The organism is Shimwellia pseudoproteus (genome assembly GCF_016415625.1).
Taxonomy (GTDB): Bacteria; Pseudomonadota; Gammaproteobacteria; order Enterobacterales; family Enterobacteriaceae; genus Shimwellia; species Shimwellia pseudoproteus.
Window position 1 is genome coordinate 29,641 of sequence record NZ_WBXP01000028.1, and the last position, 21,505, is coordinate 51,145.

Below are 21,505 nucleotides of genomic sequence, written 5' to 3' on the forward strand. Positions count from 1 at the left end.
CCGGTTACTGCTGCACGAGAATCATAAAATATGCTCCCATCCAGAAAAGGGATTATCTGCGTATTGCTGGCCGCCATTCTGTGGGGAAGCTCCGGGGTGTGCGCCCAGTACATTATGGAAAATAACCAGGTCTCTGCTGGCTGGTTAACCATGTTGCGCCTGCTGTTCTCCGGGGTGATTATCCTCGCCCTGGCCTTCTTTCAGGGGGAGAAGCTGTGGCACATTTTTAGCCACCGCCGGGATACCCTGCGCCTGGCGGCATTCTCACTGTTTGGCGCTCTGGCGGTCCAGCTGACATTCCTCGCCACCATCGCGCATACCAATGCCGCCACCGCCACGGTATTGCAATTCCTCTCCCCCACCCTCATCGTGGTGTGGTTCGCCCTGAGGCGTAAACAGCTTCCCGGTATACGGGTCGCCAGCGCCGTGGCGGTGTCGCTGATCGGGACCTTTCTGCTGGTCACCCACGGGGCGCTGAATGCGCTGTCTATTTCGGTGACGGCCCTGGTGTGGGGGATAGCCTCCGCCATTGCTGCTGCCTTCTACACCACTTATCCCTCCCCCCTGATTGCCCGCTATGGCACCTTGTCGATTGTCGGCTGGAGTATGCTGCTGGCCGGGCTGATGCTGGCGCCTTTTGCCCTGCAGGGAAGCCAGCATATCGCCCCCAACGGCGGCAATTTATTCGCCTTTCTCTACCTGATAGTGATTGGTACTGCGGTCAATTTCACCCTGTATCTGAAAGGTGCCCAACTGATTGGCGGCCAGAAAGCCAGTATTTTGAGTTGTGCCGAACCGCTAAGCAGTGCCCTGCTGTCCGTGGTATTGCTGGGGGTCAGTTTCACCGTTCCGGACTGGCTGGGTACGTTATGTATTGTCGGCTCGGTGGTGCTGATTGCGCTGGAAGGCCGTGGCCGGTTGCACCACGGCAACCGGAAAAATGCCGCCGGGAAATAAGCACCACAACGCGGATCAGAGGTGTTTTTTCAGCGGGGCTTCACGTAACAGCCAGGAGAGTAAGAACGCCCCAACCATTAACACCGCCGCCATCTGGAAGGCCGCATGGATAGCCGCCCCGAACGCCTGGAGGTAATCATCCAGCAGCCCGGCAGGCAAATGGTGAATAGCCACCGGGTTCATGCCCTGCGGCAGGGTGGCACCATCGGGGATCAGCGCCTGTAAGCGATTTTGCAGCACGTGGGTGAATACCGCCCCAAACAGCGCCACCCCGATAGACCCGCCAATGGAACGGAACAGGGTCACCCCGGAGGTGGCGACCCCGGTAAGATTGGCAGAGACGGTATTCTGCACCACCAGTACCAGCACCTGCATTACCAGGCCCAGCCCCATCCCCAGGCATGCAGTAAACAGATATAAATGCCAGGTAGGCGAGGCGGTGGTGATGGTGGTCAGCAAAAACATCCCCAGCACCGCCAGCAGGGTCCCCAGAATCGGGAATACCCGATACTTCCCGGTGCGGCTGATGATCGCGCCACTGATAATAGACGTCAGCAGCAGCCCGCCCATCAGCGGAATAAGCTGCAAACCGGCCTGGGTCGGGGTGGCCAATTTCACCACCTGCAAGTAGAGCGGCAAAAAGGTCACCGAGCCAAACAGCGACATACCGATAATAAAACCTATCATGCTACACAACAGAAAACTGCGATCCCGGAACAGGGCCAGGGGAATAATCGGCTCAAAGGCCCGCTGCTCTTCATAAACAAAACCGATAATACCGACAATACCAAACGCCAGAATGCACCACAGTTGTGGATCGGACCACGCCATCACGGTGCCCCCCTGACTGGTAAACAAGATGATGCACAGCAGCGCCAGGCTGAGGTAAAACGCCCCGAGAATATCAATCTGATGACGGGTACGCTGGCCGGTCGTGGTAAACACGGTACCGATAACCAACAGAGCAAACATCCCCAGCGGCAGGTTGATATAAAAGATCCAGCGCCAGGACATATGCTGGACTATAAAACCGCCGATTAATGGCCCAATTACCGTTGCCAGACCAAACACCCCGCCGAACAGCCCCTGATAGCGGCCGCGTTCTGCCGGGGGGATCACATCGGCCACGGCGGCCATACTGATAACCATCAGCCCGCCGCCACCCAGCCCCTGGAGGGCGCGCATCAGCACCAGTTGGGTCATATTCTGGGCCAGGCCACAGAGGGCAGACCCCGCTAAAAACAGCAGAATGGAGACTTGCAGTACCGGTTTACGGCCAAAGAGATCACCAAACTTGCCATACAGTGGCACCACAATCGTGGAGGAGAGAATATAGGCCGTCACCACCCAGGAGAGCTTATCAAGCCCACCCAGTTCACCCACAATGGTGGGGAGCGCCGTGGAAACGATGGTCTGGTCCAGGGCAGAGAGCAGCATCACCAGCAGCAGTGCACTAAACAGCAGGCGTACGGATACAACCGCACCATCAGTATCCCGTGCGTTACCTGAACGTACAGAAACCATAAGATAAGCTCGCTTGAAATTAATTAACTATATAATTAATATTAATGCAGCCATCAGCATAGTCAATGGATCAACAGAACATGTCAGCCCAAAACAGCCAAAATCCAGAAAAATCTCGTCGCCCGGGTCGGCCCAAAGGGGCTGTCGCCAGTGCAGAAACCCGGGAGCGGTTGATCGATACCGCCCTGGAGATCTTCTCCCATCAGGACGTGGCGGAAACCTCGCTCAACGCCATTGCCAAAGCCGCAGGGGTGACCCCGGCAATGTTGCATTACTACTTTCACTCCCGGGAGCAACTGCTGGATGAGATTGTCGAACAGCGCTTTATGCCGCTACGCCGCCAGTTGGCCGACATTTTTATCAACCACCCGGATGACCCGCACAGTGCCTTACACCAGATGGTGAAAACCCTGGCGCACCTGGCGGATAAACACCCGTGGTTCCCCCGCTTGTGGTTGCAAAATATCGAGGGCGGGGCCCAATTATTACGCCAGCATATGTGCGCCCGGGTCGGTGATGTCACCCAGTCCCCGGCAATGCTGGCCGTACGCCGCTGGCAGCAGGAAGGTAAAGTCAATCCGGCGCTGGTGCCGGAACTGATTATGCCTACGCTGCTAAGTCTGATTCTGATCCCGCTCACCCGGATAAGCCAGGCGCCCCGCGGGTCTGCATTTCCCGCCCTCACCCAGGACCAGGTGGTTGATCACGCCCTGAGCCTGCTGGATAGCGGGATGTTTGCCCAACCGCCGTCCCGGTCAACGCCCTGACATAACGCGGGCAGCACCGGTTGCCCGCCCTCCTCTCACCGCGCGTGTTACATTAGCGTTACCTGCTGGTCACACGGGTGGACAACATCCTGGAAACAATACGCACAATTATCGAGCGCAATGTGCTTAACCTCACCGGTATGGCGCTCAACGAGATTGATTTCGAACAGCCCGCCGGGGACCCTGGCTGGTATGGGCCGGACTCGGCCATCTGGCAAGTACACGGTGATTTTAGCGCCATGTTATGTGGTGGGATCAGCGCCCTGCTGCTGCAAATGCTGCATCCGCTGGCCCTGGCCGGGGTTTGGGACCATTCGCGGTTTCGGGAGGATATTTATGGCCGCCTGCGGCGTACCAGCCAGTTTATTTCCGCCACCACCTTTGGCCCTGCCGGGGTGCCGGAACAACTGGTGGCGCGGGTAAACGCCATTCATCAACATATCACCGGCACCGACAACACCGGCGCCCCCTATGCCGCCAGCGATCCCGATTTACTGACCTGGGTCCATGTGGCGGAGTGCAGTAGCTTTATGGCGTCCCATTTGCGCTACCGGCGGCGGGTGGTCTCGGTAGCCGGGCAAGACCAGTACTATCGGGAAGCGGCCCGGGTGGCGCTGGCGCTAGGGGCCCGCAATGTACCGACCTCCTGCGCGGATATTGCCGATTACTTGCACCAGATGCGCCCGCAACTACGCTGTGACGAACGCACCCGGGAGGTTGCCCAGGTACTGTTCAGCGCCCCGGCCCCCTCCCGCCTTGCCCGGCCTGCCGCCGCCATCATGATGCGCGCCGGTGTTGACCTGCTCCCTGAATGGGCCAGTACTATGCTCGGGCTCTACCAGCACCCGTTCCAGCGCCGGATGGTGCGGGCCGGGGTCCATACTCTGGCGGCTATCATCCGCCGCTCAGTACGTCATGGCGCCTACCACTGCGCTATGCGCCGAATGCGCCCCCCGGTGAACGCCGGAGATAACATTTCCCCTTGACTTCGAGCGCACTCAAACTGCCAGGATATCCCCATGAGCACCACACTGACTATCGACGAAATGGCAACCCGTACCGGCCTCACAGCCCATACGTTACGTTATTACGAGCGTATCGGGCTTATCGGCCCGGTAAGCCGGACGCCTGCCGGGCACCGTTGCTATAGCGCGGCGGATTTACGCTGGCTGCATTTTTTACTGCGCCTGCGCGCCACCCAGATGCCTATTAGCCAGATGCAGGCGTTTGCCCGGCTGCGGGCTGCCGGCGATCACACCGCCCGTCACCGTCGCCAGATGCTGGAACAACATCTGGCGCAGGTAAATGCTCAGATAGCCACTTTACAGCAGGCTGCTGCTGTTCTGGGGGATAAAATCATCTATTACCGGGAACTTGAGCAGGCACAGCCTGCTGGCCTGCCGGGCCCCGGACACTCTGGAGAACAGGATGAACAGCACACGTTATCAACGGGGAATGGCAAAACTACGGGAAATCGACGGCGAAGCCGGTGAGCACGTCGTTGCTAGCCTGGCGGACATCGCCCCGGATTTCGCCCAGTACCTGGTGGAGTTTCCTTTCGGCGATATCTATTCCCGCCCGGGCCTGGATCTGCAACACCGGGAGATGGCCGTGGTCGCCGCGCTTACCGCCATGGGTAACGCCGCCCCTCAACTACGGGTACATATTCAGGCGGCCCTCAATGTGGGTGTCAGCCGCCAGCAGATTGTCGAAATCATCATGCAGATGGCGGTGTACGCCGGGTTCCCCGCGGCCCTGAACGGGTTAGCCGCCGCCCGGGAGGTGTTCCACCAGCCCCCGGCGCAACCGATGATGCCCGGATAGCGCTGGCATTCTGCGGGGCTTGGGTTATGGTTAATGCCGTGCCGCCGGGAAAATACCCGGCGCATGACCCTTACTGACTATCTGTATCTCCCAGGGAGACACCATGACTGTGCCCTATTCACTGATCGACCGACTGGGGATCCTGCCCATTATTCAGGCCCCTATGGCGGGGGTATCAACACCGGCGCTGGCGGCTGGCGTCTCTGAGGCCGGGGCGCTTGGCTCGCTGGGCATCGGTGCCAGCACGCCCGACCAGGCCCGGGAGATGATCCTCGCCACCCAAGGGCTGACCCGTCGGCCATTTAACGTTAATGTCTTTTGCCATGCCCCCGCCCGCCGCCACCCCGAACAAGAAGCCGCCTGGCTTGCCTGCCTGGCGCCGCTGTTTGAGGAATATGGCGCCGCGCCACCGGCGCAGCTGGCGGAGATCTATCCCAGCTTTCTGTCCGATCCGGCCCAGTTCGCCGTCCTGCTGGAAACCCGCCCGGCGGTGGTGAGCTTTCATTTCGGTTTGCCTCCCGTGGCGCAACTTCTCGCCCTGCAGGACGCCGGGATCTACACCCTCGCCACGGTAACATCCCTGGCAGAGGCGCAGCTCGCCGAACGGTCAGGCATAGACGCAGTAGTAGCCCAGGGGATTGAGGCCGGGGGGCACCGGGGGATTTTTGCCCCGGACGCGCCCGATGAACAGCTCACCACCCTGGCGCTGGTTCATCAACTGGTCAGCCAGACATCCCTGCCGGTGATTGCCGCAGGCGGGATCATGAACGGTGATGATATCCACCGGCTACTCAGCGCCGGGGCGGTAGCCACACAACTGGGCAGTGCGTTTTTACTCTGCCCGGAAGCGGCCACCACCGCCAGCTGGCGGGCAAACTTACAAAGCCCCCGGGCGCACCACACCCGGCTGACCCGTGTCTTTTCCGGGCGACCGGCCAGAGGGATGGTCAACCGGATGATGGACTGGGGGGAAATACCTGATGCACCGCGCCCGGCGGACTACCCGCTCGCCTATGATGCGGCAAAACAACTTCATGCCCTGGCCTGCCGTGCCGGTGACCATGAGTTTGCCGCCCAGTGGGCCGGGCAGCGGGCATTTCTCGCCCGGGAATATCCGGCGGCGCAGCTCATCGGCCAATTGATGGCAGAGCTACAACAAGCCCGTCAGCGCGCCTGATACCAGGGCTATCCCCTGGGATCCAGTCCCGGTTAGCGGGGCTGGAACATGATTATCGCCATACCACTCAGCGCCACGGCACCGCCCAGCAGATCCCAGCGAGTCAGCCCCACGCCATCAACCAGCCGCAGCCAGGCCAGCGCCACGCAAATATAGGCGCCGCCGTAGGCTGCATAAATACGCCCGGCGGCGGACGGGTGCAAAGTCAACAACCAGGCAAATACCGCCAGGCTCAGTACGGAAGGCAGCAACAACCAGGGTGATTTTTCCATTTTTACCACCAGCCAGGTCAGATAACAGCCGAGGATCCCCGCCACTGCCGTCAACCCAAATAGCAGGGTCACATTCACAATATTCATCAATTTACACTCGCGCTAACGGCACGCCCGGACACCCACCCAGGGCGGTGTTTTGTGGTTTATCACGCAACAATACCATATCAACGGCAATATTTTATCCTATTACCATGGGACAAATAATATAAATGTTATATTTTATTTTCCACTATGTAATAAATTTCGCGCAGTACTATCATCAACAAAAATATATATTGCGTACTTCTACAACAGTTGCCTTATTTTTTGTGATCGGTACTTCAATAATCAGCATAAAAATGTTCAGCAATTCACTTTCAGTGTAATGTTTTGTCAACGACAACGGAAACATAACCATAAGATACTAAAAAACATAATGAAACATCTTCTGCTGAGTTTATGTTTTTTTCTGACGTGCTGTGATAATACAGACATCGAGAAACAAACAATAAAGTGCGGGCTGGCCATCTCAGAATTAGGTAATGCACAGGCCAGAAGCAATTTCCGTATTCGGGAAAATATCCCACATATCATGGCAGATATTTATCTTATTGAAGAAGAGGCGAAGGATGAGCTGGGGATGTACAGCACAGATCGCCAGCGACAACACCGCTTAATGATTGATGAATATAACTCCTGGTTCTGCCGTGATATCCATAGCCAGGCGAAAATAGAGCCAAAAACGCCGGTAACCTCGCAACCCCATACCATGATGGCACACCGTAAATAATTATATCGCCTCCCACATCGCGGGAGGCGGCACAATACCATAAGATGCTTCACTCTTTGTCCACTCCGCGACGTGGAACACAATAAAAGACCGGTAGATCACCAAAGGTTAATAGTCGATTATCATATTGATCGCGATCCATGGCGAGGGTCAGAAAGCGTCCGCCGGTGGAGAAAAAAGACGGTAATAGTTCTGTCACTGGATGTGACTCCGGTATATTTTCATGCAACCGTTCTATCTGGGTACTCTCCAGGGTAAACCCCTCCCCGCTGTGGCGATAGATAAAATGCACCTGGCGGCTAATCATTTGCTGCTGCGCACCGTCACTGGCGACACCATTAATACTAAACATTCCGCTACCGTGATTAAATAGCACAATATAACGCGCACTCACTGAGAGCGTTCCCTGAACGAAACGGCTTTCGCTGCTGCAATATACGGGTAACGGATTCTTTTGAGTAGCATAATAGCGCCAGATAGCCGTTCCCATAACCAGGGAGAGTAAACAACATAACACGGTCAGCACGGTATATTTCATTTTGCATTACTCCTGTTCACCAGCAACACATGGCACAACTGGCGCTGGGGAGTGTAGCGCTGACAAATTAAAAATGAGGTCCGCATAATGCGCGCATTCAGCGTGACAAAAATAGCATTGTTATTGTCACAACTCACATTGTTATTACGCATCTCGCGTAAAATATTATCCGCGTTATCGCTGCCGCGATAACGAACCTCACAGCCCTGATCGGGTAATAGCTGCCAATGGGCAAAAATATCATGTCGGCTGGCCATTATTCCCCCAATACTGAGCGGGAGAGTAAATAGCACAACACACAGAATAATAAGATATATCGGTTTTATTACCCGCCGCCGACGCGGTGGGGGATCGGACTGCGGGCGTGGCGCTACGCCGGCAGAGGTATCAGCATGCTGTAATTCAATGCTGTGCTCCTGGCCGATAGTTAAGCCAATCCGCGGAATAGTGGTCACCATATTGCCACAGTCCACTGCATCCAGCACCTTGCGTAAATGGGAAATGGTCTGGTAAAACGTATTATTCGTTACGTAGGTAATAGCCCCTTCCCCCCAGGCAAAAGTAATTAATTGCTCTCGGGTAACGACATTCCCCTGGTGGCGCAACAGAAAGACCAGACACAGGCACGCCGGCGTCTGAATACTGTATTTCTTATCCTTCTTGACAACATATAACACCCGCTGTAACGGGCTAAACATAATGCTTTCATTAATTAGATAAACTTCATTAGTAATTTCAATCATAATTTCTCACACAGCGCCTCCGTCTGAATGAAAATGACCACCCGTCGATATCTTTCAGATAAGTACAGGTTCTGATATAACTGATCGCATTAAATATAACTGTTACACAACAACTAACAGCCTCCCTGCTATCTGTCCTGGATGAAATTCGATAAAGCAGCAATGACATGTTATTTTACTATGCACTTCACGCCTTATCTCACTACTTATCTCACCGCTTATCTCACACGTTACGCCATATCATAACGTGGTGTGGCGTGATGAAGTTCACTGCATCGTCTTACTTTAATATCGTTTAGGTAACTAACCAGACAACTAACTCTCGCATGGTGTTAAGTAATACTCCCTAATAGATACGATAATTATTTATCGATAACAGAGAATAACAGTACTCATTAAACAAAAGATATACAAATAACATAATACCTGCAATCACCGGCGCCCGTATAAAAACCAAAGATAAATTAACCTATAAATTCCGTTGCCGGATCGTGATTGCCAATTAAATTACTTGTCCAGAGCGTCACAGTGTGATAATAGCGCCTCAACGGTTAATCCCCGTTATACGTTATTCTATTACCACCGTACAGGGCGCCATTACTGGTGGTGAATAGATGACGATACGATCTCTGGCGTTACGGTGTCGGCTTTAATAGTGGGAAGAAGAATAAGTAAATAGCGTTTTTATCCATTGTACTGGGCGACCACTATTTTACGGGTAACGTCGTAATATTAAGTTATTACCCAACATCCATTATCTGAACTTCAGCCAACTTCATTTACGGTGGAGTTTTATTAAGTTGAGTGCCGTTCGGGCGGTTCGCTACAGTCAGCCCACTCGCGGTTGTCCCACCCGGGTCTATACCGTACTTCACAGCCCGCATTCCCCCTATTATCTGGAGTATTTATGCTGAATCGTATTACTGAATCTGTCCATCGCCCGGATGCCGCCCGCCTGTTGCTGCGTTTAACCCTCGGCGGGTTGATGCTGTTCCACGGCATCCATAAGGCGACCCATGAAGACAGTATGATTTTTGTACAAAACAAATTGCTTAACGCCGGGCTGCCTGGATTTATCAGTTGGGGCGTGCTTGTGGGCGAGTTGCTCTGCCCAATCCTACTGATACTGGGTATTTTTACCCGCTGGAGCGCCCTGGTAGTCTCTTTCACCATGGTGATGGCCGTTTACCTGGTGTACAGCGATCGGCTATTTACGCTGGCCCCCACCGGGGCATGGATTATCGAATCTGCCGCACTCTATTTCCTGATGGGCATTGTTATTTTCTTACAGGGCCCGGGCCGCTATAGCATTATAAAATACTGTGCCTGGCGATAACCACAACGATCGGGCACGCCCCTCTCCGCTGAGGTGCCTATCCTGTGCACCTCAGGCCCCTTGTCCCGCCGCCCCAACACGCGATCGATCGCACAAAAACCATCGTTACTTTTGCATTACCACCAATCTTGTATTACAAGAATATGGTTCATGTGGTACCACTGTATTCTCCCGCGTTAGCTGTGCCGTAAACGCCAATACTGGCGGCGACAAACGCCAGACCGCCGCCATACCATTCGCGCACTAAGGGACACGACCATGACCACGATGATTGCTGCCTCCACCATGAAGGCGATTAACGGGAAAATAATTCCGTTTTTAATTATTTGTTATTTCATGGCAAATCTGGATAAAACCAATATCTCTATTGCCGCCCTGCAAATGAATGCCGACCTCGGATTAACCGCCAGCATGTATGGCTTTGGGGTGGGCATTTTCTATCTGTCGTATATTATTTTTGAAATCCCCAGCAATATTTTTATGATGCGGGTCGGCCCGCGTATCTGGCTAATGCGCATTATGCTGACCTGGGGCATGATCAGTGCCGGAATGTCGCTGGTTCAGACCCCCACTCAACTGTATGTAATGCGCTTTTTACTCGGGATGGCGGAGGCGGGCTTCACCCCCTGCGTTATCTGGTATTTGTCCGTCTGGTTTCCGAAAAGCCACCGGGCCAGGGCCATGTCGTTATTTTTTATGGGATCGGTACTGGCTTCAGTTATCGGGCTACCGGCCTCTGGCGCCATCCTGAATATGCACGGCATTGCCGGTGTCCCCGGCTGGCGCTGGCTGTTTGCCATTGAGGGCATCCCGGCGATTTTACTCGGGCTGGCGGCGCTGCGTTATGTGGCAAACCGGCCGGACCACGTGACCTGGCTGAGCGGCGAACAAAAACAGTGGCTCAATACCACCCTCGCCAGAGATAACGCCAGCGTAGAATTAGATGACCGCCAGCGCTGGTATACCGTATTGTCCAACAAAATCGTCATTCTGTTGAGCCTGGTCTGGTTCCTTCAGGCGTTTGGCACTATTGGCATCACGCTATTTCTGCCACTGATCCTCCAGGGGATGGGGGTCGCCCAGAACCACTTTATTATCGGCCTGCTTTCTTCCCTGCCTTTTGCCCTCGCCTGCCTGTTTATGTACCTCAACGGCCGCCATTCGGATCTCCAGAAAGAGCGGCAATATCACCTGGGCTTACCGCTGATCATCGCCGGGGTCTGCTTAACTGCCGCTATCTACAGCAATAATCACTGGATCTCATACGGGCTACTGGTCTGCGCGGTGGGCTGTAATTTTGCCCTCGCCCCGGTGTTTTGGGCGGTCACCACGGAAAAAATCTCCGGGGTTGCCGCGGCGGCATCCATCGCACTGATTAACACCATTGCCAATTTTGCCGGGCTCGGGCTGCCGCCGGCATTTGGCAAGATAAAAGATCTTACCGGCAATTATGACTATGGCCTGCTGATGGTGGCCTTCGCCCTATTACTGGGCGGGCTGCTGGGTATTCTGGTGGCCAGACCGGGGAAAATGCTCAGACCACCACAACCGGAGACCACACCATGAAGACCCCCTTGCTGCAATACGGCGATCTGCCCGACATGTTGGTTCAACAGCTTGAGGCTGAATGGGGCCTGATAAACGCCCGGACCACCCCACATGACATCCTGGCCGGTGACGGATCGCTCATTACCTGCCTGGTCACCAATGGCGAAACCTGTATCGACGCCCCCCTGATGGACCGGTTACCGGGGCTAAACCATATTGCGGTCTTCGGGGTCGGTTACGATCAGCTGGATATCGCCGCCGCCTGCGCCCGGAATATTGCCGTCTCTCACACCCCCGGGGTGTTAACGGATGACGTTGCCGATATGGCTCTCGGCCTGATGCTCGCCTGCGGGCGGCACATTGTCGGCGCACAGAAATTTATTGAGGCCGGCCGCTGGGCAACGGCGCGCTATCCCCTTACCCGGGGGTTCAGCGGTGCCCGGCTGGGGATAATCGGTATGGGGCGCATTGGCGAGGCCATTGCCGAACGTGCCAGCGCCCTGAAAATGACCATTGGCTTCTTCGATCCCGGCGCCCGGCCGCCGCACCGCTGGCAACCCCATGACACGCTCACGGCCCTTGCCAGCGCCAGCGATATTCTGATGGTCTGCGTACCCGGCGGGGAGAGCACCCACAAGCTGGTCGATAAACACGTCCTCACCGCCCTGGGCCCGGACGGGCTGTTGATTAATATCTCCCGGGGCAGCGTAGTAGATGAAACCGCGCTGATCTATGCCCTGGATAACCAGTTGATCGCGGGCGCCGGGCTGGATGTGTTTGCCGATGAACCCCAGGTTCCCCCGGCGCTGTACGGCAGGAACAATGTGGTGATCACCCCCCATATGGCCAGCGCCACCTGGCAAACCCGCCGGGCGATGTCACAACTGGTGGTGGCGAATATTCGCGCCGGCCACGCCGGGGAACCGCTGGTCACCCCGGTGGCGCAAAGCAGCCGCTATCTGGTGCAGAAAATGTTACGCCCGGGATAACAAACTGCGAAGCGTGAGCTGGGTCACTTCCCTGAGCCCTACTGAGCCAGTATTATCACAGGACCAGGCCCTCATCGTTTACGGTGAGGGTTTTTCTTTATGGGTTGCCAGACCGGGGTAATCTGGCCCCGCCAGTCGACTATGCGAGTATTTGTTTTTCATGGAGAGAGTAATGTCCAGACCAGCCATCATCATTAACGAACTTGATGCCGAGCGCCTTGACCAGCTACTGGAGCAGCCGCAATACGCCAAAGCACCGGTGGCCGATGCGCTGAATGCCGAACTGGATCGTGCTCAAATGTGCAGCCCGGAATCCATGCCGGCCGATGTAGTCACCATGAACAGTCAGGTTAAATTCCGCGATTTGTCATCCGGTGAAGAGCGCATTCGCACCCTCGTCTACCCGGCCAACCTGACAGACAGCGAACAGCAACTTTCGGTAATGGCGCCGGTAGGGGCGGCCCTGCTTGGCCTGCGCGTTGGCAGCACCATCCACTGGTCGCTGCCAAACGGTAACCAAACCAACCTGGAAGTGCTGGCGCTGCTTTATCAGCCTGAAGCCGCCGGCGATTACCACCGCTAATTCTGCCCGCAACGCACCGGCACAGCGCCGGTGTGTCTCTTAGCGCACATTGACACCGCCCGATACCCGCACGACGCCCACACAACACCATCACCACCGCCACTGCGGCGGCGCATCATTGCCGGGGATATTGTCTGCCCGGGGGTGGCCCGCAAGCAAATATTGGCCAGAATTCAAAACAGGGCGCAAAATAATACCTGTGATTTATGATAACAACGTGTCAGTTACATGACGAAAACATTAAATAAACAAATGTTAAACATTCTACTCGCCGACCAGAATGATGGCAGGTAACATGCCTCAATACAGCCATTATTGACCGGGCATGTACCGCCAGGAAACATATTATCGGGTTATCATCCTGTACTGCCCTGCGCAGGACCACCAGGGGATGTCCCTTCCCGGCAATTAGCAAAATGGAGTCGCTGTCGTAATGAGTCAGGATAAGTTGTACATAGAAAAAGAACTAAGCTGGTTATCCTTTAATGAACGCGTCCTGCAAGAGGCTGCGGACAAAAGCAATCCGCTGATTGAGCGCATGCGCTTTCTGGGTTTCTACTCCAGTAACCTTGATGAGTTCTTTAAAGTCCGCTTTGCGGAGCTGAAACGCCGCATCCTGATCAACGAAGAACAAGGGGGCAGCACTCAGGACCGCCATTTATTAAGCCGGATCCAGAGCCGGGTGGTTAAAGCCGGTCAGGAGTTTGACGCGCTTTATAATGAATTGCTGCTGGAAATGGCCCGCAACCAAATATTCCTGATTAATGAGCGCCAACTCTCCCCGGCCCAGCAAGAATGGCTGTATCACTATTTCAAACATGAATTGCGCCAGCACATCACGCCAATATTGCTGATGCCGGAAACCGATTTGGTGCAATTCCTGAAAGACGATTATACCTATCTGGCCGTAGAAATTATCCGCGGCGAAACCATTCGCTACGCCCTGCTGGAAATACCGGCGGATAAACTGCCGCGCTTTGTTAACTTACCGCCTGAAGCGCCGCACCGGCGTAAATCAATGATCCTGCTTGATAATATTCTGCGCTTTTGTCTGAATGATATTTTTAAAGGCTTCTTTGATTACGATGCGCTGAATGCCTATTCGATGAAAATGACCCGGGACGCAGAATACGATCTGGTCCACGAAATGGAATCCAGCATGCTGGAGCTGATGTCTTCCAGCCTGAAACAGCGGCTCACCGCCGAGCCGGTGCGTTTTGTCTATCAGCGCGATATGCCAGAGGCCCTGGTCGAGACGCTATGCCGTAAGCTGGGCATTTCCAATTTCGACTCGATTATTCCCGGCGGCCGCTACCACAACTTCAAAGACTTTATCAGCTTCCCGAATGTCGGTAAGGCCAACCTGGTCAACCGGCCGCAGTCGCGCCTGCGCCATATCGGGTTTGATAACTTCCGCAACGTGTTTGATGCCATTCGGGAGCGGGATATCCTGCTGTATTATCCCTACTACACCTTTGAGCACGTACTGGAGATGCTGCGCCAGGCCTCTTTTGATCCCAGCGTTATCGCCATCAAGATCAATATTTATCGGGTCGCCAAGCACTCACGCATTATTGACTCAATGATCCACGCCGCCCACAACGGCAAAAAGGTGACCGTGGTGGTCGAGCTCCAGGCCAGGTTTGATGAAGAAGCCAATATTCGCTGGTCCCGGCGGCTGACAGAGGCCGGGGTACATGTGGTGTTCTCGGTGCCGGGCCTGAAAATCCACTCCAAGCTGTTCCTGATCTCCCGGCGTGAAAACGACAAAGTGGTGCGTTATGCCCATATCGGTACCGGCAACTTTAATGAAAAAACCGCCCGCTCTTATACCGATTACTCCCTGCTGACTGCCGATGCCCGCATCACCAATGAAGTCCGCCAGGTGTTTAATTTTATTGAAAACCCCTACCGCCCGGTGAGCTTTAAGCATCTGATAGTTTCCCCGCAAAACTCACGCCAGATCCTCTACCAGCTGATCGACAATGAAATTACCGCCAGCCAACAGGGGCGCCCGTGCGGTATCACCCTGAAGCTTAACAATCTGGTGGATCGCGGGCTGATCGAACGGCTGTATGCCGCCTCGGACGCGGGGGTGCCGGTTAACTTACTGGTGCGCGGTATGTGCGCCCTGGTGCCGCAACTGCCCGGGTTTAGCGACAATATTCACGTGATCAGCATCGTTGACAACTTCCTTGAACACGACAGGGTCTATATTTTTGAAGATAACGGCGATAAGAAAGTTATCCTTTCCTCCGCCGACTGGATGACCCGCAATATTGATTACCGGATTGAAGTTGGCGTCGCCCTGCTGGACCCGCGCCTGAAACAGCGGGTGCTGGATATTATCGGGATCTTGTTCAGCGACACCACCAAAGCCCGCATCATTGATAAAGAACTCAGTAACCGCTATGTACCGCGAGGCAACCGCCGTAAGGTGCGGGCACAGCAGGCTATTTACGATTATATCCAATCACTGGAGCAGCCTGAATAGACTATGCCAATCGCCACAAATACCCCCCGCCCCCAGGAGTTTGCCGCCATTGATCTTGGCTCAAACAGCTTCCATATGGTTATCGCCCGCCTGGTTGACGGCGCCCTGCAGATCATTGGCCGCCTTAAGCAGCGGGTACATTTGGCGGATGGCCTGGACAGTAATAACCAACTGAGTGAAGAGGCTATCGAACGCGGGCTGGCGTGCCTGGCGCTGTTTGCCGAACGGTTACAGGGCTTTCCGGCGGCCAATGTCAGCATCGTGGGCACCCACACCTTGCGCCAGGCCCGTAATGCCCAGCAGTTTGTTAAACGGGCAGAAGCGGTGATCCCCTACCCCATTGAGGTGGTGGCCGGTAACGAAGAAGCGCGGCTGATTTTTATGGGGGTGGCCCACACCCAGCCGGAGAAAGGCCGCAAACTGGTTATTGATATCGGTGGTGGTTCAACAGAGCTGGTGATCGGCGAGGATTTTACCCCGCAATTGGTTGAGAGCCGCCGGATGGGGTGTGTCAGTTTTGCCCAGATCTATTTTGCCGGGGGTGTTATCACGCCCCAGAGCTTTCAGCGGGCCAGGCTGGCGGCGGCGCAAAAAGTGGAAAGCCTCGCCTGGGAATACCGGCTCCACGGCTGGAATGTTGCCCTCGGCGCCTCCGGCACTATCAAAGCCGTCAACAACGTATTACTGGAGAGCGGTGCCGCTGATGGCATCATCACCCCGGAGCGGCTGGAGGATTTAGTCCAGCGGGTGCTGAAATACGACAATGTTAGCGCGCTGGATCTTCCCGGCCTGTCCGATGAACGTAAAACCGTCTTTGTGCCGGGGCTGGCTATCATGTGCGGCATTTTTGATGCGCTGAATATCAAAACCCTGCGCCTGTCTGACGGCGCCCTGCGCGAGGGGGTACTGTATGAAATGGAAGGCCGCTTCCGCCATCAGGATATCCGCAGCCGCACCGCAAAAAGCCTCGCCAGCCAGTATCATATCGACAGCGATCAGGCCCGCCGGGTGCTGGAGACGACCCTGCGGCTCTATGACCAGTGGCAAGCGCAGCATCCTAAGCATGCTAATCCCCAGATGGAGGCGCTGCTGAAATGGGCCGCGATGCTGCATGAAGTGGGGCTGAATATTAACCACAGCGGTATGCACCGCCACTCGGCCTATATTCTGGAGCACAGCAACTTGCCCGGTTTTACCCAACAGCAGCAGAGCCTGATGGCCAGCCTGGTGGGCTACAGCCGTAAATCCCTTAAAAAAGAACCGCTGCCGAACAAGCCCGAAGCCCTGCTGGCGATGATTCGGGCATTACGCCTCGGGCTGTTAATGAATAACCAGCGCCAGGCCAGCAGCCGGCCTGAAACCCTCGACCTCAAGGCGGGCAAACACCACTGGACACTGCGTTTCCCGCCTCACTGGCTGGAAGACAATGCCCTGGTCTTGCTGGATCTGGAGCGGGAACAGCAATACTGGAACGAACTGGACGGCTGGCAGCTCTCTTTTGAGCAAGCGCCCGCCGGAGAATAACCCGGCCGGCAGACGCCATCGGGTTTGATTTCCGAAGGCACTGCATCGCGCAGTGCCGATAACCACGATTGTTAACTGCCATATTGGCAGGGCTGGCGCACGCCTGTAATCCGTTAACGGTGACCAAATAGCTGTTACCAAATGAGTAAGGGGAAATATGACGATGAATACCGCCGTATTACGCGTTCAACTTGATGAAACGCTGAAAGAAAAAGTCCGCGAATATGCTGAATTACATAGCCAAAACTTAAGTCAGGCTACCGGAATATTACTCGGGCTGGCATTTCAGCACCTCGATAGTCTGCCGATTGCCGAAAGCGACATTGATAATCAGCATACCCAGGAAGCCATCGTTGAGGACGCCGGTCCGCTGACCTCGAAAGAGATCAAATCATTACGTAAATTACTCAAGAGACGAAAATGAAAACACAACCTGCTATTGCCGCTAACTACCAGGAAGCCTGTGAATTACTGCGCTCCGGTTATACCCAACAGGTACGCCTGAACTGGAATATTGGCAGCGATGAATTCTTCCGTATTGCCTCCGACTGGTGCGACGCCGGGGCCCGGGTAAATAAAGACCAGCATGGCTTTGTTATTTCACTCAAAGGGTTTGCGATTCCCCGCCAGCACTGAAGCCAGAACATCGCGGCCTTCGGGGAAGTGTTATTTCTGGCAGGAATATTGCTTCCCCAGTGAATACCTTCATTCGCTGTGAGCGCATAATGAAATTTATTCACGGGCACGATCTTCAGCAACACGCCAGCGCACTTGATGGCTGGCAACAACATTACCAACAGCTGACGCCGGGGAAATTTATGGGGGCGCTATTTGATATTTGGCTCGCTGATGTGCGGTTATTTCGCGAATACCTCAATCTAAAAGTTGTCCAGCATATGAGCCTGGCCGCCCCCAACGTAAATCTGGTGATCCCGCTGCAAAATGATATTCTCCTGGGTAATATCCCCACCTGCAGCGGTATTGCCGTATTACCCTATGGCGTACAGCATTTTTCACTGATTTCTGGTAATCAGATGGACGTGCTGTGTATTTCACTGCCGCCCGCGCGTTTCCTGTCGCTGATGCCCGGCGGTGCCGCCTTGCTGACCCCAACCGGGTACCATATTACGCTGCCCCCGCTGATGCTGGATAACCTGCGCCGCCAGTGCAACGCCATGATCCATTACCTGCAACACCTGCCCGCCAGGCAACACACCGATAGCCTGATGGCCCTGCTGCGCGATCAGCTGCTGGACACCCTGCGGGAAACCCTGGCCAGCATCCCGCCCGCGGCGGTTGCGCGGCTCGGCTACACCACCCGGCACTATATCGTCGCCCGCTGTCACCAGTGGGTCCAGGATGGCCAGCCCGGAGAGATAACCCCCGACATGTTGTGCCGGCAACTGAAGATTTCCCGCCGAACCCTGCAATACAGTTTCCAGCAGGTGACCGGCCTCTCTCCGGTAGCCTACCTGCGCGCCATCCGGCTGAACCTCGCCCGCAGTAGCCTGTTGAACACCCCGGCCGAACCGGTGGCAGCCATCGCCCGCCGGGCGGGATTTCACCACTGTGGTTACTTCGCCAGTGAGTATGGCGCCCTGTTTGGTGAAACCCCTTCCCAGACCCGGGCCCTGGCGGCACATCGCTAGCCACTGCCCCGGCTAACACTGGCCGGGGGGCTATCCCTCTGGTTATCCGCCGATGACCAGCGCGGATCGGCTTTGCTGCCTGGCCGCCCACAGCCAGCCACCCAGCAGGGTCGCCAGAATAATCGCCGGCCAGGCAATACTCACCCAGTTCCCGGCATTGCTCATCACTGACAAGTTATTCACCGCCAGCATAAAACAGCCCGCCAGCATCACCGCACTCAGGGTTGGCGCGTAGCAGGACGCCCAGCGGGTAACCTGCTGCGGGTGGGCCCGGAACCACGTGATAATCGCCAGGCACGCCAGTATCTGGATGGCCAGCATTGCCAGTGACGCCAGGGATGACAACCAGGTGAACACCACGTTGTACGGGTCTAGGCGCAGCAGCGCCGCCGCTAACGTCACCCCCAGCGCCACGGCAGTCTGCCCACGGCTGGCCACCCAGGGGGAGCGATAGCGCCCGTGTACCTGCGCAAAACCACGCCAGATAATGCCATCCCGGGCTAACGCCAGCAGATAGCGGGTAATCGAGTTATGGAACGCCAGCACACAGGCAAACATACTGGTGACCACCAGCACATTGAACACCAGGGTCATCTGGTTACCCAGCAACTGACGACAGGCCAGCAACCAGAAATCCGCCGGGTGCGCCAGCGCCGCCGCTACCACGTTGGCCTCCCCGTAATACTGAATAATCGCCCAACTGGTGAACACGTAAAACAGGGTTATCAGCCCCACCGCAGTCCAGGTGGCCCGGGGGAGCGTTTTTTTACGATCCCGCGCCTCTTCCGAAAAGATAGCCGTCGCCTCGATACCGATAAACGCGGCAATCACAAATACCGTGGAGATCCCCAGCCCGGGGGTAAAAATATGGGCTGGCGCAAAACTGCCGTAACTCAGCCCGCCGTGCGCTGCCCGCCAGTATATCGCCGCCAGAGAGATAGCCAGCACAATGGCGATTTCAGCCATCAGCAGCGCCCCGAGGATACGCCCGCTCAGCCCGATATCCCGGGCGCCAATCCACTGGACCAGGAAAATAGCAATCACCGCCACCGCCCACCAGGGCACCGCCACGCCAATACTCTGGCTGAGGGTCTGCTCAACAAAATACCCCAGCGCGGCATATACGCTAATCTGCACCGCGTTATAGGCCAGCAACGCCACCATGGCCACCCCGCCACCGGCTTTACTGCCCAGCCCGCTGGTCACAAAATTATAAAATGCACCGGTGCCCCGGGTAAAACGGCTCATGGCCGCATACCCCACGGCAAATAACAGATAAATGATGCCGGAAAATAAAAACACCCCCGGTACCCCCGGCCCCACACCTAATGACACGGTCACCGGTAATGCGCCCACCACCACAGTAAGCGGTGCCGCTGCCGCAATAACAAACAGAACAATATGCCACATACCCACGGCATTAGATCGTAAGCAACCCGCCTCAGTATGTGAGGGTAATGCGTTATCAATATTCTGGCTCATAGTGATACCCTGTTAATTGTTATCATGCAGGTGGGCTATAACATGTGTATCGACAAGAAACGTTTTACTGGCAAATCGGCGGCGCGTCGAGCCATCCGCGTGCAAATTGCCGAATAGTGATAATACGCGCCCCGTAAATATAACCCGCTGAAAAATAGCTATTTCACCGGCACTATTTATGCTACTAAACGGTGCAGCACCACATTACGCCATTCATTAATCACCGCTGCCCCAAAATAGATCATCCGCACCATTTTATGGCGTCGGTTACTCCGCCCCGTAATGAATACGATTAAAAAATTCATCGCTATTAATTTGCCGCTGATACGTACGCGGGGTAATACTGGTCAGGGTTTTAAATTCGGTTAAAAAATGGGACTGGTCAAAAAACCCCAGCTCCAGCGCTAACGCGCTACATGAATCCTCCCCCTGCTGTAACAGACGTTTTAACGCCTGCTGGCAGCGGGTAATCCGGCAAAATGATTTCGGGGTCATCCCGGTATCCTGGCGGAACTGGCGCTGAAGCGTACGGCAGGTATAGCCGGAGAGGCGCTCCAGCTCACCCAGCCGAATATTCCCCTGATGGTGCTGGATCAACTGGATCAGGTTATGGGTCAGGGCGGTGCCGTTATGCTGGAGGCGGGAAATAAGACCGTGCTCAATAATCGCAATCTGGCGGGAGAAGGCGATATCCGGGGCGACAATTTGCTCAAACACCGCCGCCGAATCCGGCACCGCGTCTGCCAGTGAAAATTCATGGTTAATCATCGTCAGCGCATCGGGCTGAATAAAACCCGGCACCACCCCCGGGGCAAAGCGCACCCCAAAATAACGGTTGCCCGGGGTCAGGGAAAATTGCCTGGCCTGCAGCGGCGAGCCATAAACCCCCGCCGTCGGGCGGCTTGCGTCACAGTCGAACAAAATATCAATACAGCCATCCGGCACGGCCAGGGTGGCTAATGCCGTGCTGGCGGCCTCAAAACGGTAATAATGGGAAATCCCGGTCATGGCCGGGCGGTGAACCGAATAATGCCGGGCAGCATTAACCACAAACCACGGCTGTTCAGGTTTTACCGATCTATTACTGGCAAGCGACATAGTAACCTCCGGGGCAGATGAACGCGGGGATATCGCGATAACAACGCTGGATGCTGCAATGTTTATGCCACCCGCTTTCCTGGCGGCTATTAGCCCCGGTTACCGGGCTCCGGTAATAGGGCCCTGGTTAGGCTTTGTTGAATAAATCAGATTTCGGGTAAGTCTCCCCCGTAGCGGGTTGTGTTTTCAGGCAATACGCACACTTTCAGGCATACCTGCTTTCGTCAT

The 21,505-nt window shown here is 55.4% G+C and carries 22 protein-coding genes; 16 read left to right on the forward strand and 6 right to left on the reverse strand.

Annotated elements, in window-relative coordinates; all coding sequences use genetic code 11:
- Positions 1–30 precede the first annotated feature (30 nt).
- The gene (locus F9C28_RS13000) at positions 31–957 is read left to right on the forward strand and encodes an EamA family transporter (protein WP_199015791.1); all 927 of its coding nucleotides are present in this window, start codon (positions 31–33) and stop codon (positions 955–957) included.
- Positions 958–972: 15 nt separating this feature from the next.
- Here the strand turns inward: F9C28_RS13000 and F9C28_RS13005 are convergent, their stop codons facing one another.
- Positions 973–2,481, reverse strand: a complete 1,509-nt coding sequence (locus F9C28_RS13005; protein ID WP_199015792.1) for an MDR family MFS transporter — start codon at positions 2,479–2,481, stop codon at positions 973–975.
- A gap of 80 nt (positions 2,482–2,561) precedes the next feature.
- Between F9C28_RS13005 and F9C28_RS13010 the strand changes: the two genes are divergently transcribed.
- From F9C28_RS13010 to F9C28_RS13030, 5 genes are all read left to right on the forward strand, one after another.
- Entirely contained in the window at positions 2,562–3,248 is a 687-nt protein-coding gene (locus F9C28_RS13010; protein WP_199015793.1) for a TetR/AcrR family transcriptional regulator, read from the forward strand.
- Between the two features lie 140 nt (positions 3,249–3,388).
- Entirely contained in the window at positions 3,389–4,234 is an 846-nt protein-coding gene (locus tag F9C28_RS13015) for an oxygenase MpaB family protein (RefSeq protein ID WP_408641524.1), read from the forward strand.
- 33 nt (positions 4,235–4,267) lie between these two features.
- Complete coding sequence (locus tag F9C28_RS13020; protein WP_199015794.1) at positions 4,268–4,741, forward strand: MerR family transcriptional regulator; 474 nt, start codon at positions 4,268–4,270, stop codon at positions 4,739–4,741.
- Positions 4,677–5,072, forward strand: a complete 396-nt coding sequence (locus F9C28_RS13025) for a carboxymuconolactone decarboxylase family protein (protein ID WP_199015795.1) — start codon at positions 4,677–4,679, stop codon at positions 5,070–5,072. Before F9C28_RS13020 ends, F9C28_RS13025 begins: the two co-directional genes overlap by 65 nt.
- Positions 5,073–5,175: 103 nt before the next feature.
- The gene (locus tag F9C28_RS13030; protein ID WP_199015796.1) at positions 5,176–6,249 is read left to right on the forward strand and encodes an NAD(P)H-dependent flavin oxidoreductase; all 1,074 of its coding nucleotides are present in this window, start codon (positions 5,176–5,178) and stop codon (positions 6,247–6,249) included.
- A 32-nt stretch (positions 6,250–6,281) separates the two neighbouring features.
- Here the strand turns inward: F9C28_RS13030 and F9C28_RS13035 are convergent, their stop codons facing one another.
- A complete protein-coding gene (locus F9C28_RS13035) occupies positions 6,282–6,602 on the reverse strand; it encodes a YnfA family protein (protein ID WP_456299968.1) in 321 nt (106 codons plus the stop codon).
- Between the two features lie 337 nt (positions 6,603–6,939).
- Here F9C28_RS13035 and F9C28_RS13040 point away from each other — a divergent pair, with 337 nt between their 5' ends.
- On the forward strand, positions 6,940–7,293 hold the full coding sequence (locus F9C28_RS13040) for a hypothetical protein (RefSeq protein WP_199015798.1): 354 nt from the start codon (positions 6,940–6,942) through the stop codon (positions 7,291–7,293).
- Between the two features lie 49 nt (positions 7,294–7,342).
- Here F9C28_RS13040 and F9C28_RS13045 read toward each other — a convergent pair whose 3' ends face one another.
- Together F9C28_RS13045 and F9C28_RS13050 are read right to left on the reverse strand one after the other, a co-directional pair.
- The gene (locus F9C28_RS13045) at positions 7,343–7,831 is read right to left on the reverse strand and encodes a hypothetical protein (RefSeq protein WP_199015799.1); all 489 of its coding nucleotides are present in this window, start codon (positions 7,829–7,831) and stop codon (positions 7,343–7,345) included.
- Positions 7,828–8,529 (reverse strand): transcriptional regulator, encoded by a 702-nt coding sequence (locus F9C28_RS13050; RefSeq protein ID WP_233149064.1) that lies wholly within the window; start codon positions 8,527–8,529, stop codon positions 7,828–7,830. Before F9C28_RS13050 ends, F9C28_RS13045 begins: the two co-directional genes overlap by 4 nt.
- A gap of 952 nt (positions 8,530–9,481) precedes the next feature.
- On the opposite strand from F9C28_RS13050, the gene F9C28_RS13055 reads away from it, so the two are divergent.
- From F9C28_RS13055 to F9C28_RS13095, 9 genes are all read left to right on the forward strand, one after another.
- The gene (locus tag F9C28_RS13055; protein ID WP_199015801.1) at positions 9,482–9,910 is read left to right on the forward strand and encodes a DoxX family protein; all 429 of its coding nucleotides are present in this window, start codon (positions 9,482–9,484) and stop codon (positions 9,908–9,910) included.
- Positions 9,911–10,168: 258 nt separating this feature from the next.
- Complete coding sequence (locus F9C28_RS13060) at positions 10,169–11,476, forward strand: MFS transporter (RefSeq protein WP_199015802.1); 1,308 nt, start codon at positions 10,169–10,171, stop codon at positions 11,474–11,476.
- Complete coding sequence (locus F9C28_RS13065; RefSeq protein ID WP_199015803.1) at positions 11,473–12,447, forward strand: 2-hydroxyacid dehydrogenase; 975 nt, start codon at positions 11,473–11,475, stop codon at positions 12,445–12,447. The genes F9C28_RS13060 and F9C28_RS13065 overlap by 4 nt, the downstream gene beginning before the upstream one ends.
- A 172-nt stretch (positions 12,448–12,619) precedes the next feature.
- A complete protein-coding gene (gene rnk / locus F9C28_RS13070; protein ID WP_199015804.1) occupies positions 12,620–13,030 on the forward strand; it encodes a nucleoside diphosphate kinase regulator in 411 nt (136 codons plus the stop codon).
- Positions 13,031–13,463: 433 nt separating this feature from the next.
- Positions 13,464–15,524, forward strand: coding sequence for a polyphosphate kinase 1 (gene ppk1, locus F9C28_RS13075; protein ID WP_199015805.1), 2,061 nt, complete (start codon positions 13,464–13,466; stop codon positions 15,522–15,524).
- A gap of 3 nt (positions 15,525–15,527) precedes the next feature.
- Positions 15,528–17,048, forward strand: a complete 1,521-nt coding sequence (gene ppx / locus F9C28_RS13080; RefSeq protein WP_199015806.1) for an exopolyphosphatase — start codon at positions 15,528–15,530, stop codon at positions 17,046–17,048.
- Between the two features lie 163 nt (positions 17,049–17,211).
- Positions 17,212–17,472 carry a hypothetical protein gene (locus F9C28_RS13085; protein ID WP_199015813.1) on the forward strand — a complete coding sequence of 87 codons (261 nt, stop codon included), beginning with the start codon at positions 17,212–17,214 and terminating at the stop codon, positions 17,470–17,472.
- Positions 17,469–17,684 (forward strand): hypothetical protein, encoded by a 216-nt coding sequence (locus tag F9C28_RS13090; RefSeq protein WP_199015807.1) that lies wholly within the window; start codon positions 17,469–17,471, stop codon positions 17,682–17,684. The genes F9C28_RS13085 and F9C28_RS13090 overlap by 4 nt, the downstream gene beginning before the upstream one ends.
- 89 nt (positions 17,685–17,773) lie before the next feature.
- Positions 17,774–18,697 carry a helix-turn-helix domain-containing protein gene (locus F9C28_RS13095; protein WP_199015808.1) on the forward strand — a complete coding sequence of 308 codons (924 nt, stop codon included), beginning with the start codon at positions 17,774–17,776 and terminating at the stop codon, positions 18,695–18,697.
- A gap of 42 nt (positions 18,698–18,739) precedes the next feature.
- Here the strand turns inward: F9C28_RS13095 and F9C28_RS13100 are convergent, their stop codons facing one another.
- On the reverse strand, positions 18,740–20,179 hold the full coding sequence (locus tag F9C28_RS13100; RefSeq protein ID WP_199015809.1) for an APC family permease: 1,440 nt from the start codon (positions 20,177–20,179) through the stop codon (positions 18,740–18,742).
- 267 nt (positions 20,180–20,446) lie between these two features.
- Positions 20,447–21,277 (reverse strand): helix-turn-helix domain-containing protein, encoded by an 831-nt coding sequence (locus tag F9C28_RS13105; protein ID WP_199015810.1) that lies wholly within the window; start codon positions 21,275–21,277, stop codon positions 20,447–20,449.
- Positions 21,278–21,505 lie beyond the last annotated feature (228 nt).